The following is a 12458-nucleotide window of genomic DNA, read 5'->3' as shown; positions in this document are numbered from 1 at the left end:
GAGTTTTTCAAGTGAAAAGTGAGGTATGTATATGGCATGGGGTGGATCTAGACGCGGTGCCGGGCGCCCACGTAATCCTATTAAACGTATTGGTAGAACCTTTCGACTTAGTGATGAAGAGTTTCTTTCGCTAAAGCCATTGATCATGGCTATTAAGGCAAATAATGATAAACGATATAGGCAACAATATAGCCGAGAAGTATAAATAATCAGGCATTGTCACAGCATATACAATTTAATACATTTTAAATCTATTTTACAATAATTCATTATTTCTAAATCTTTCAACTACAACACATCTTTACTCTCTAAAACAATATGCTGTGTGCAATACAAGCAGTACGAAAAGGTCCCAATTCATTTGAATTGGGACCTTCTTCGTTATATATAATATACAATACATATTACATATTACTCTATATTTTGTTATATTAAATTAGTCTACTTTGATGCCGTGAATTTCTTCAGCTAAACGTTTTAGAGCATCAACGGTACGTACCCCAGGAGTGATTTCAGAAAGTTTTACACGAATGAAGTGACCTTCTTTAACGGCTGTGATATCTTGAAGTTGAGGGTTAGCCTTAATCTTTTCAATTTTTTGTTGGAAATCATCATCGTTGCGAATAGAATTGCCATAGTCAGCGATAATAATATAGTCAGGATTTTGCGCAATTACTGTTTCCCAAGAACCTTTAGCCCATGTTTTATCAACGCCTAAGCCGCTCATTACATTATCAGCACCGATAAGTTTTAAGATGTTAGTAGTATAACCTTCGAATGCTGTGAATGGTTGACCGTCTTCAGAGTCATAAATGAAAACGCGTTTACGAGGTAAGTCTTTTAGTTTATCCTGGATAGCTGCCAATGTTTTACGTTGACCTGCAACCCATTCTTCTGCCTTAAGTTTTACGCCGAAAATCTCACCCAATTTAATCATGTCGCTGAAGTTGGTTTCTAGGTCAGCTTTAGTAGATAACATGGATTCAGGGATCCAAATATTAACCTTTTGGGAAATCATTTTATCTGCAGGTATAGCTCGTTTGCTGAAAGAATCAGGCCATCCCGTAGCGAAGTCAGGCTTTACGGACATGAATACTTCATAGGAAGGCCATTTATCAGATAATACTTTTACTTTGTCGTAAGCCGCTTGTAAAGGTGGGTAGATTTCTTCTTCTTTGAAAGCCGTCCCAGCCATTTTGTCTTCAAGGCCTAATTGTAACATCATTTCCGTTGTTGCTTGCGACATGGACACTGCATGAGTAGGGGCGGATTTTACGGCAAAGTCTGTTTTTGTACCGTCAAATGTTTCACTCCATGTTACAGAGGTTCCATTATCCGCTGTAGTTTTTGTAGTATCAGAACCACAACCAGCAATAGCGAATGTAGCACATGTCATAGCGATTAAAAATAATTTTTTTGATTTTCTTAATTTTTGAAACATAATAAGTCCTTTCTTTACTAATTAATAATATAAATGATAGCGCCCTTCATCCCAAGAGGTTTTGAAAGAAACTTCAAAAATTGGTTCAAGAATTTCAGGTGTGAGCACCTCGGTAGGGGAACCTTCTTTTAGGATAGTTCCGCTGTTCATGATGACAATATGATCGCAATATTGAGCCGCTAGATTTAAGTCGTGAAGGACTACGATCGTAGTGCCTTTAAAATCACGTAATTGTTTCATTAGTGCCACTTTATACTTCATATCTAAATGATTAGTAGGTTCATCTAAAAGAAGTATTTGAGGTTTCTGGGTTAAGGCTTTAGCAATGAATACGCGTTGCTTCTCACCACCTGATAAATGATGAATTTCTTCGTCTGCTAAATGGGTGATTCCTACTTCATTCATATAATGCTCTGCAATTTTAACATCCTCAGAACTATAGGTGCCAAAGTGTTGTTTGTACGGATACCGTCCCATGAGAACGATATCTTTTACGAGAAAATCATCGATCATAGCATCTCTAGATTGTGTTAAGACTGCTACCAATTGAGCAAATTCGCGACCTTTATAAGACTCTAAAGGTTTTTCGTTTAATGTGATTTTGTTTTTTGATGGATGAAGTCGATATAGATGGCTAAGTAGCGTAGACTTACCACATCCATTCGGTCCAATTATGGCTGTTATTTTATTGGTAGGAAATGTTACAGAAATATTCTTTAACACTTCTTTGGTTTCATAAGAAAAAGACAGCTGATTAATTTGATACATAGTATCTCCTATAGATATGATATACACTAACCATTGTGTTTATAACGATTCATGATAATCCAAATAAAGAGTGGAGCCCCCAATAAGGATGTAAGTACACCAATAGGGATTTCTTCTGGACTGTAGAGTGCTCTCGATAATACGTCTGACCAAATCATAACGATACTACCGATGAGTGCACTGAATACTAATGTATGTTTATGTTTAGGTCCGCCTATAATCCGAGCAAGGTGAGGGATGATAAGGCCGATAAAGCCAACTACACCAACCTTTGATACTAGTGTGGCAATCACAATAGAGGATATGATAACGATGCTTAATTGTAACTGCTTAACGGAAAGGCCCATTTGTGCTGCTTCATGATTACCGAGTAGCAACACATCAAGGTCTTGGTTGAACATATAGATATATAGCATAAACAAGGTTACAATGATTGCTGTTAATGGTAAATCACCCCATTGTATGCCTGCAAAGCTGCCAAGTAGCCAGAACATGGCACTTCGCACTTGAGCTTCGTGTTTGGCTCCGTAAATAATCATCATCGTTAAGGCTGAGAATACACCAGTCATACCCATACCTATGAGGATAAGTTTTACGGGGCTGTTGCTTTTACCAACACATAAGAGGACTAATATAATTGAAAGTGCTGCGCCTAGGGCCGCAAAAATAGGCGTATTGTACTGGCCTAAGAATGGAAGCCCACCCATGATAATAGCGAAAACGGCACCTGTGCTTGCGCCAGAAGAAACCCCTAATACATAGGGATCTGCGAGGGCATTGCGCGTGACAGTTTGCATTAATAGACCTACAAGTGATAGACCTATACCTGTTAGAACAGAGTAAATAAGTCGTGGTAAGCGGATATCTGTAATAATCGTATTAGTCATAGATGCTTTAGTATTTGCATCGATCATAGATATAAGAGCCGAAATAATTTGGTCTAGAGAAACGAATTTAGCTCCAAACTGTAAAGCTGTTACTAACGAAATACAGAGGATTAGACAGAGTATAAATACTTTTACCGAAGTCTGCATAAAATCTCCTTATTCTATTTTTATTTAGGTAGTCTAAGTCTTATCTAAGTATAGAGAATTTTCAATATATATACAATATTAATACCTGTATAGGTATTATAAGTATGAGGATTCATTAAATTATAAATAGCAAAATCTTATGTTGGTTTTATTCATTTTTATAAGGTCATTGTTATTTTGATATATGAAAAATTTATCAGAATAGCTATAATAGAACTATATGTACAGAAGTACGTTTAGGAGGTGTTAGTTTGATACAAGATTTATTATCTGAGGATAATGTATCCTTTCATTATCCCGCTGAGACGTGGGAGGATGTTATTCGTCATGGTGGCCAACTGATGGTTGATGCGGGTTTTACGGAGCCATCTTATACAGAGGCTATGGTTGAAGTAGTTCGCGAAATGGGCCCATATATCGTATTGGCTCCAGGTCTTGCTATGCCACATGCTCGCCCAGAACATGGTGCAAAGCGTGTAGGGACAGCTTTAGTGACATTGGAAAAACCATTGAATTTTGGCAGTCCTGATAATGACCCTGTATCTGTCGCATTATTCTTATGTGCTCCCAATAAAGATGAGCATATTCAATTGTTAACAGATATCGCTACATTATTTGAGGATGAAGAATTCTTAGATGCGGCCGTTGACTTTGAAAGTATTGACGACGTACAAGCATTCTTGGCAGAGCATTTAGACGAGCAATAAACATTTATAAGGAGGCAAGTATGATTTCTGTATTAACTGTATGTGGTAATGGTATTGGTTCTAGCTTGATGTTAAAAATGAAAATTGAAGAAATTTGTGCTGAAAATGGTATCGATGCACAAGTTGAATCTATCGATTTTAACGCGGCTCAAGGTCGTAAGGCTGACCTTATCGTAACTGTAAAAGAATTGGCTGAACAATTTGACGATAAAAATGTTGCTATTGTTTGTAGCTATATTAATAAAAAGAAGATTACAGAAGATGTTCTTGAAGCATTAAAACAAGCCGCTCAATAATATGTAACAATTATATATAGGAGGTAGTGCCATGGAAATGGTATTAGAGTTCTTGCGTGATGTGCTGTCTCAACCGGCACTTTTGATTGGTATTATGTCATGTATAGGCTTGATTGCCTTGAAACGTCCGTTTCATAAAATAATGACGGGCACATTAAAACCTATTCTTGGGTATTTAATGTTAGCTGCAGGTGCGGGTGTTATCGTTAGCAATCTTGACCCATTGGGGAAAATGATTGAACATGGATTTCATATTACTGGTGTAGTGCCAAATAATGAAGCTATCGTAGCTGTTGCACAAAAGGTACTTGGCGTTGAAACAATGTCTATTCTTGTTGTAGGCTTATTGATGAACTTATGTATTGCACGTTTCACCAAGTTTAAGTATGTGTTCTTAACAGGTCATCACAGCTTATTTATGGCATGCCTTATGTCTGCCGTACTTGGTACAGCAGGTTTATCTGGTATGGAACTCATACTTGTAGGTGGTTTCTTAATGGGAGCTTGGTCTGCCATTTCTCCAGCTATTGGTCAAAGTTATACATCCAAAGTGACAGATGGTGATGAAATTGCCATTGGTCATTTCGGTAGTTTAGGCTACTATTTATCGGCTTGTGTTGCTAAATATGTTGGGAAAGCTGAAGATAGCACAGAAGATATTGAAATACCAGAAAAATGGGGTTTCTTACGAGACTCAACATTATCTACAGCATTAACTATGATCGTATTTTACCTAATTGCGGCATTTGCAGCAGGTTCCGAATTTGTCGCTACTTTATCAGGTGATATGAGCCCATATTTATACGCTGTTATGAGTGCTATGAATTTTGCTGTTGGTGTAACAATCGTATACTCAGGTGTGCGTATGATCTTAGGTGATTTGATTCCTGCATTCCAAGGGATTGCTACAAAAATTATTCCTAATGCAATTCCAGCTGTAGACTGTGCCGTATTCTTCACCTATGCTCCAACTGCGGTTGTATTAGGCTTCCTTAGTTCCTTCATCGGTGGTATCATCGGTATGCTTATCCTTGGTGCTGTAGGTGGCGTATTAATCATTCCTGGTCTTGTGCCACACTTCTTCTGTGGTGCTACAGCAGGTATTTATGGCAATGCTACTGGTGGTCGTCGTGGCGCAGCGGTAGGTGCTTTCCTAAATGGTTTGGCTATTACATTCTTGCCAGCTTTGGCGTTGCCAGTTCTTGGTCAATTAGGCTTCCAAAATACAACCTTTGGTGATGCGGACTTTGCCGTAATGGGTCTAGTATTAGGTAATGCTTATGAATGGGTAGGTATGGCTGGTATCTATGGCATTGTAGCTATTGCCGCTTTAGTACTCATCGTTCCTAACTTTATTAAAACAAAGGGTAAAGTTATTAACTACGTAGAAGAGGATTAATGAAAACAACTGAGCAACATCGTAATGTAGTTGTTCGATATGTATTCCTGACTATTGGGGCCATAAGTTTTGCCCTTGGTACAGCAGGTATCGTACTACCACTATTGCCAACAGTTCCTTTTTATATGCTAACTTTATTTTGTTTAGCTCGAGGGTCTGAACGATTCCATAAAATGTTTTTGGAATCTAGTTTATATCAAAAGACTGTTGCTGCTTATGAACGCGATAAAGCGTTGACCTTGCGGGCAAAGTTGTCCATTCTCGTATCCGTTAGTGCCATAATGGCGGTTGGTGCCTATTTTAGTCAAGATATGCCTATTGCTCTAATGGTTATGGGCATTATATGGGTAGCGCATGTCATAGCATTAGCTTTTATTATTAAAACAAAAAATAGGAACTTATATCCTTAGTTTTGAATATAGCCTCATGAATTAAATTGTTGTAGTTTAATTCATGAGGCTTATTTTATAGTACACTAGAATAACTCTCAACGAAGATCTTAATTGTTTTATATTACTAAAACGAACTAGCTTGTGTTTTTAAATCTAAAATGAATTATTATTAATTAGAAGTTGACAATGACTATCAATAAGTATACTATAATATAATATTATTAATTTATGTTTATAGTATTTGTGTATATGGTGATAGTATGAATCCACATAATCATGCGGTTTCACATGCTGGAACATCTATGTCAAGGTATACGGTGTTTGACGGTATCGATCTAATGTTTCTAGATGTGAAGCAAGAGACGATTCAATTTTATGCTAAATCACATACCAAGACGTTTGCTATAAATCACTGTGAAGAGGGGCGCATAGAGTGCAAGTTTTCATCTGGTGAGTATTTATATATGGGGCCAGGGGATATGTCGTTAGGTTGGCATATACGCGCTGATTATCAACATGAAAATTACTTTCCTACAAAATTATTTAAAGGAATTGTATTATTAGTAGATGTTGAAAAAGCTCAACCCGTAGTAGATGCACTTGTTAGTGATTCTCGAATTGATTTGACTGAGTTGGCCAATCGGTTTTGTGAGCATTCTGATTTTGGTATGATGATGGAAGAAACGGAAACTGTTCGTCACATTTTTTCCAGTTTATATAATGTGCCAGATCAAATAAAAGAGCACTATTTTAAATTAAAAGTGATTGAAATCTTTTTATTATTATCTGTTATCTCTACAGCCAATCCTGAAAAGAGAAGTACCTATAGAAAGCAACAGGTAGATATTGTAAAAGCTGTAAGTGAATATGTATCGACACAGTTTATGAAGCGTATTACTATTGACTCCTTGTCTGAACAGTTTGATATTCCTACATCTACCCTGAAACGTTGCTTTAAAGGTGTATTTGGTACAACTATACATCAGTATCTAAAAGAATGTCGTATTAATGCGGCAAAGCGATTGCTTCAGGACTCAGATCAGTCTATTTTAGAAATCGCTAATGCGGTAGGGTATGAGAATGGTAGTAAGTTTACTAGTGCATTCAAAGAGGCTACTGGTGTAACGCCAAGTGCTTATCGTAAGGTCTAAATAATTTGGACCTTATATTATCCTAGCTAAAAATTTTTGTGCTTTATGCTAGGTTTGATAGCCTATGAAAATTAAATATTGTCCTAAACGTATATTTTTGGTCTATTCGGAGTAGATATGTATAATACACTTTGCTACTATTAAACCTGTAAATGATTTTCAATGTCATTTGATTGTAGTGGTAAAGTGTATTTTTATATGCATGGTTAAATATATGTGTGGAGGAAATTTAATGAATAGGAGTTGGGTGCGGGCAAGGAGATATGTCATACTATCCTGCGCAGTAGCGTGCTGGTTGCAAATGCCGGTGGTTATGGCGGACAATGCGACTGTAACAACCGATGTGGTCCATGTTCGCGGTACATGGGCTGAAGAGCAGGCAAAACAAGAGTCTCAACAGACGACGATTATCACGAAGAAGGATATTGTCAAAAAGCAGGCAAAATCCGTAGAAGATATTGTATTTTCCGAAACTGGCGTATCTAGAACCGTCGATTCGATGGGGCGCGTCGGCGTATCTATCCGTGGAGCGGATCCTCGTCATACCTTGATTCTTGTGGATGGACAGCCTGTGATGGGCGACCTTGCCAAATATCAAGGTGCTGGTGATGAATTACAACGTCTCGGTACAGAAAATGTGGAACGTATAGAAATTATCCAAGGTGCAGCTAGTGCTAAATACGGATCCGATGCCATCGGTGGTGTTATCAATGTTATTACCAATAAACCGCGTAAAACCGCTGGCCTTCAGTTTAATGCGGAAGGTCGTAGAACTAAAGGCGACGGTGATATCGTACCGTTTTCCAATTTCTTTATGCGCGCTGATTCTGGCTCATTAGGTAAGTTAAAAGTTAATATTCACGGTAGTAAACGTGACATTATGCCTATTTATGCCAGTGAGCAGCGTCGTATCAGCGCTATGACCAATGATGAAGACCATGGCTTTTTAAAGAATTCCCTACGGTATTACGGTACAAATTCTAATATAGGTTTGGCCGCTACGTATGATATTAATGATAAGCAGTCTCTGGGAATTCGCATCGATCGGTATAATGAGGACTTAGAACGGTATGTAAAGCGCAGTACTTCTTATTTGGAACCTCAGGTTCATTACAAACGGGATTTAGACAGGAATAATCTCAATTTGACGTATACTGGTCAGGATAATAAGAGTTCGTGGAAAGCGGAACTGAATTATACGCGGACCAAAGAAGATGATGTAACATTAACCAGTGACTACGGGAACAGTACCTATGAAGGGAAAAATACATTAAACTATGTGGATAATGTAGATCATCGTCAATGGAGCGTAACACTCGGGGCAGATACGCAAGTCAATAAGAAACATCTCTTGTCTTATGGTATTGGGTTTATACGGGAGACAGGCGAAGGTAGCAGACTTAAAAATGCGCCTCATACCTATAAACGGCATATCGATCCCTGGGATTACGATAAAAGTCTAGCGGTAAAAAACGGTGTTCCTTCATCCACAATTTATGACCATTCTTTCAGAAAAAACGAGGCCGGTGTAGAGCAGTGGAATAAGGAGAAAGAATGGTATAACGGAGATAAAAGCAAGCCAAACACATTGCCGGAATTTACTTACGAAGAATATCTTCAATATTTGGATCCGCAGGCGGGGATTGATTCAGCGGCCGCAATGGGGCTTGTGGACGGCCCCGTGACGGAGCGTACGCTGAAAAAACGGAATCCTGAAGCTTATGCGCGATATCAGCAGTTTGCTAAACGTTTATTAGCGGAGAATAAAGAATTTATTGAAGACTATCATTTTAATAAGGAGGGCCGAAAAGATGAAAACGGTAAGTATTATCCAGCACTTTATGATGCCTATTTACCGAGCTTTTACTATGGCGCCGTACCGGATTTTGATTCTACGAAGTTGAAATTAAACGGAGCTTATTTTAAAGAAGAGTATTTAAAACGCGTTAATCAACAGACCGCAGGACGTGCGGAGATCAAGAAACAGAATTTCTTTATTCAGGATACGTGGCAGGTTAATAAAAATACTACTTTATCACCAATTATAAGACTGGATCATAGTGATTTATTCGGCTCCAACTGGTCGTTTAATTTCGGTATGACTCATAATGTACATGGAAATGTACACCGCAGATTAAAGGCTAATGTGGGTACCAGTTATACGGAACCTGGTATGGGCGAGCTGTATTATAACTGGGAAATGTATGGCCCAAATATTACAAATGCCACAATCGGTGGCGGTGAAGCCCGATTAGGTTGGTATTGGGTCGGAAATCCGAACCTTAAACCAGAGAAATCCATGAATTTCGACCTCTCTTTGGAAGGGGAAAATAAAAATACCTATGGTAAAGTAACCGTATTCCATAATAATATTCGGAATTATATGTCGATTTACAATACGGGATATTTGATGGATTTTTATCCTCAGTATGATGAATCTACCACATATGGAGCGGCGAAATTTGCTCATGCACCAGATATGATTTACAGTTTCCGTAATATCGGCAAGGCCCAAATTACGGGACTTCAATTTGAAGTTAAACAAACTTTGAATAAACACTGGAAGGCCCGTTTGGGATATACGTATTTACGAGCGCTTAATAAGAGCGATAAAGATATGCCTCGTGAATTACTGGATAAACCTCGTCATAAAGTGGATATCGGTGTGGATTTTGAGGATAAGGCTAGCGGATGGAGCGGTAGTCTGTGGGGAGATTATTATATTCATATGCTGGATAGTAACTCCTTGTCTGGTGGCGGTAATTATATGGTATCTTATATTGATCCTAATAATTCCGATCGTTCCGTTATCAGATATAATTTGAATAATAGAAGAACCGCCGATATGTATGAACATAAAACTTACGGCATATGGAATTTGATGATTCAAAAGAAGATTGATAAGGATTCACGAATCTATTTCGGTATTGATAATCTCTTTAACCATCGTGATGATGATCGGGCTTTATCGGCTCGAGTATATCGTATTGGATTAAATATGAAATTCGGTTTCGGTTCATGTGAAAGTAAAACGAAACTTACGAAGGAGCAGTTTGAATCGTTACCTCCGGTTATGCTGCAAGATTTTATTACGCGTCCTTTCGATACAGACAGAAAACGAGGTACGGAATTGGTAGGTGACTATCGTGTACGTAATGATAGTCATCTTGGATCCGATCGTCCTGCTACGCGGGTGACGACTACTAGTTACGTATCCGACGAGGCGGCAAAGAATCTGGCGGATCGGAAGGAACACGGCTTGAATCAACGTATACGTGTCGGTGTCGATGCTCGCATTAACGATAATACGAATATACGTGTTGTAGGCAGTGCTTCTGGCCAAGCTGGTGTAGATAGCAGTCATGAAACAGAAGGCTCTAAAGGCTTTAATCATCAACGTCTCGAAGAAGTAGATGTAACACATCACGGTTCTAAATGGGATCATAGTGTTGGTCGTATTACTGAATCTATGGGGGTTACAGGTTATTGGTTTAATAAAGAATATGACGGTCTTCGTAGTGTTTGGACGAATAAGAATACTCAAGTCCGTATCGGTGTGGGAACCTTTAAACATAGTACGGGAATTAGCGATAGTGCTTATACTCATGCTATTTATACGCATTTTAAACGGGTTCCAACGGTAGAGGAATTCTTAGGTGTTACTATGGATTCGGACGGTGCCAATAAGGAACTCATCGTACCAAATGCAGGGAATACTATTAATTTCTATCAGCAATTAAAAGCCTTGCGCGATAAGGAAGGCACCTTAGATGCGGAGGTAGGTACATTAAAGAAGAAAATCGATGATATGACTTCCGATATCTGGTCTAAAGAATTTATTGACGGCATGTCCGCGGATCAACTGGCTCCATTAAAAGCGGAGCTGGCAAAGTTGGAAGCATCTTTGCCGGATGTGGAAGCTCGTGTGGCGAAAGAACGGGAACCGTTGCGAGCTGCGCAGTTTGATGTGTTGCGCCGGATGCAGGAAATCGCGGTGAAAGCTTATGGTGCGGATGCGGCTAAACAGACTGTATCGATTAAGATGCCGGATGTGTCAGTAACGTATTCTTATAAATCGCGATACTATGATGAAGATGATGAACAATGGTATGAAGATGAACGTACTTTCACTCAGAAAATAGCACCGGGAACGATTGGGCTTGATAAGAAAAACCCATTGTTTGAAATGAAGTTGAGTGATACCTCTGTTCTTGCTAAGGGCGGAAAACCGTTTATTTCAAATTGGTACAATCAGAATAAGGCGGCTATCGTAGAGGCGTATCGTGCCAAGGCGAAAGATATAGCAACCTATAGTTTCGGTAATAATCCATATACGATGAAATTTGAAGATAATGCCTTTGACGGGCTGGACGAGTCTATTTATAAGGCAAATGTCGTTGATATTAACGACTCTGGCACGTCCGGTCTTATTAACGTAAAAGGAAGTGCCTATTATCCTTCTATGATAGCTTCGTACTTTAATAGCTTGGCTCGAATGCTTGAAAAAGCGGACGGCAACAGTCGTTTGCCGAGAGAGGCATTAGGAAAATATACAGGTGCTGTTATTCCTTCAATAGGTGTCGTATTGGAGCGGGATACAATTCCACCAATTGAAAAGGCTGCCTATGTTCAAGTTAAACATATGGTAACACCTCGACTTGGCTTAGCTGCATGGTACTTGCGCTCCTTTGGCGGTAGTGACTATCGCTTCTATACGGCGAATGGTAATGCTACAGAAGCGCATGAATTCAACAATATGGCTAATATTTTCGGTGTTGGAGCTAAGTATCAATTAAATCATAATGTAAGTATTTCCTTCGACTATGGACAAAACCGTAGTGACTTTGGTCGCTTCATGAATGGCAATACTCATTATGAACATAAGGCTGGATCTGCTCAATTCGATATCAAGGGTCGTGATATAGGTGGTGTACCTCATTTCTGGGCATTGCGCTTTGATGTTGGTCGTGCCGATATGAATAAACCTGGCTCTTGGAATGCCTATGTGGACTATAAATACTTTGCTCATGGCTCCTTCTTCGGCGGCAATGGCACAGAGGCTGTGCCTGACCGTTACTTGGATGGTATTAAGAGCTTTACCTTTGGTGGTGGCTATGTGCCAACTAAAGATCTTCTTTTACAAGCATTCTATACATTTGATGCTAAAGGGATTAATAAACGAGATACCTTATATGGATCTGAAAACTTCAAACTTGGGAATTATACTCGTTTCCAAATGACGTATAAATTCTAAAAATTATGTCCGATTT

General features: G+C 38.8%; 10 protein-coding genes. 7 read left to right on the top strand and 3 right to left on the bottom strand.

The window, feature by feature from the left end:
- Positions 1-31 precede the first annotated feature (31 nt).
- The gene (locus tag VPHSUH08_RS09545; RefSeq protein ID WP_004697552.1) at positions 32-205 is read left to right on the top strand and encodes a hypothetical protein; all 174 of its coding nucleotides are present in this window, start codon (positions 32-34) and stop codon (positions 203-205) included.
- A gap of 231 nt (positions 206-436) precedes the next feature.
- Here the strand turns inward: VPHSUH08_RS09545 and VPHSUH08_RS03305 are convergent, their stop codons facing one another.
- Genes VPHSUH08_RS03305 through VPHSUH08_RS03295 form a run of 3 tightly spaced genes read right to left on the bottom strand, consistent with a single transcriptional unit; the run spans position 437 to position 3243 of the window.
- A complete protein-coding gene (locus VPHSUH08_RS03305; protein ID WP_105086717.1) occupies positions 437-1441 on the bottom strand; it encodes an ABC transporter substrate-binding protein in 1005 nt (334 codons plus the stop codon).
- A 21-nt stretch (positions 1442-1462) separates the two neighbouring features.
- Positions 1463-2209 (bottom strand): ABC transporter ATP-binding protein, encoded by a 747-nt coding sequence (locus VPHSUH08_RS03300; RefSeq protein ID WP_105086716.1) that lies wholly within the window; start codon positions 2207-2209, stop codon positions 1463-1465.
- A 26-nt stretch (positions 2210-2235) separates the two neighbouring features.
- On the bottom strand, positions 2236-3243 hold the full coding sequence (locus VPHSUH08_RS03295; RefSeq protein ID WP_105086715.1) for an iron ABC transporter permease: 1008 nt from the start codon (positions 3241-3243) through the stop codon (positions 2236-2238).
- A gap of 251 nt (positions 3244-3494) precedes the next feature.
- Here VPHSUH08_RS03295 and VPHSUH08_RS03290 point away from each other — a divergent pair, with 251 nt between their 5' ends.
- The 6 genes from VPHSUH08_RS03290 (at position 3495) to VPHSUH08_RS03265 (ending at position 12442) form a co-directional block, all read left to right on the top strand.
- A complete protein-coding gene (locus VPHSUH08_RS03290) occupies positions 3495-3950 on the top strand; it encodes a PTS sugar transporter subunit IIA (protein WP_021148434.1) in 456 nt (151 codons plus the stop codon).
- Between the two features lie 20 nt (positions 3951-3970).
- Positions 3971-4246: a PTS sugar transporter subunit IIB gene (locus VPHSUH08_RS03285; RefSeq protein ID WP_199176054.1), complete on the top strand. Its 276-nt coding sequence runs from the start codon at positions 3971-3973 to the stop codon at positions 4244-4246.
- A 31-nt stretch (positions 4247-4277) separates the two neighbouring features.
- Positions 4278-5645 carry a PTS ascorbate transporter subunit IIC gene (locus VPHSUH08_RS03280; RefSeq protein ID WP_105086714.1) on the top strand — a complete coding sequence of 456 codons (1368 nt, stop codon included), beginning with the start codon at positions 4278-4280 and terminating at the stop codon, positions 5643-5645.
- Positions 5645-6055: a YbaN family protein gene (locus tag VPHSUH08_RS03275; RefSeq protein ID WP_105086713.1), complete on the top strand. Its 411-nt coding sequence runs from the start codon at positions 5645-5647 to the stop codon at positions 6053-6055. Before VPHSUH08_RS03280 ends, VPHSUH08_RS03275 begins: the two co-directional genes overlap by 1 nt.
- 242 nt (positions 6056-6297) lie before the next feature.
- On the top strand, positions 6298-7188 hold the full coding sequence (locus tag VPHSUH08_RS03270; RefSeq protein ID WP_105086712.1) for a helix-turn-helix transcriptional regulator: 891 nt from the start codon (positions 6298-6300) through the stop codon (positions 7186-7188).
- A 232-nt stretch (positions 7189-7420) separates the two neighbouring features.
- The gene (locus tag VPHSUH08_RS03265; protein WP_199176053.1) at positions 7421-12442 is read left to right on the top strand and encodes a TonB-dependent siderophore receptor; all 5022 of its coding nucleotides are present in this window, start codon (positions 7421-7423) and stop codon (positions 12440-12442) included.
- The last annotated feature ends 16 nt before the right edge of the window (positions 12443-12458 follow it).

The organism is Veillonella sp. S13054-11 (assembly GCF_002959795.1).
Lineage (GTDB): Bacteria > Bacillota > Negativicutes > Veillonellales > Veillonellaceae > Veillonella > Veillonella parvula_E.
The sequence above is the reverse complement of the archived record's forward strand: the minus strand, read 5'-3'. Positions and strand labels throughout refer to the sequence as shown.

Coding starts and splice junctions, on each gene's coding strand:
- VPHSUH08_RS03300 (WP_105086716.1), bottom strand. CDS start 2,209: ATGTATCAAATTAATCAGCTGTCTTTTTCTTATGAAACCAAAGAAGTG.
- VPHSUH08_RS03275 (WP_105086713.1), top strand. CDS start 5,645: ATGAAAACAACTGAGCAACATCGTAATGTAGTTGTTCGATATGTATTC.
- VPHSUH08_RS03305 (WP_105086717.1), bottom strand. CDS start 1,441: ATGTTTCAAAAATTAAGAAAATCAAAAAAATTATTTTTAATCGCTATG.
- VPHSUH08_RS03265 (WP_199176053.1), top strand. CDS start 7,421: ATGAATAGGAGTTGGGTGCGGGCAAGGAGATATGTCATACTATCCTGC.
- VPHSUH08_RS03285 (WP_199176054.1), top strand. CDS start 3,971: ATGATTTCTGTATTAACTGTATGTGGTAATGGTATTGGTTCTAGCTTG.
- VPHSUH08_RS03295 (WP_105086715.1), bottom strand. CDS start 3,243: ATGCAGACTTCGGTAAAAGTATTTATACTCTGTCTAATCCTCTGTATT.
- VPHSUH08_RS03280 (WP_105086714.1), top strand. CDS start 4,278: ATGGAAATGGTATTAGAGTTCTTGCGTGATGTGCTGTCTCAACCGGCA.
- VPHSUH08_RS09545 (WP_004697552.1), top strand. CDS start 32: ATGGCATGGGGTGGATCTAGACGCGGTGCCGGGCGCCCACGTAATCCT.
- VPHSUH08_RS03270 (WP_105086712.1), top strand. CDS start 6,298: ATGAATCCACATAATCATGCGGTTTCACATGCTGGAACATCTATGTCA.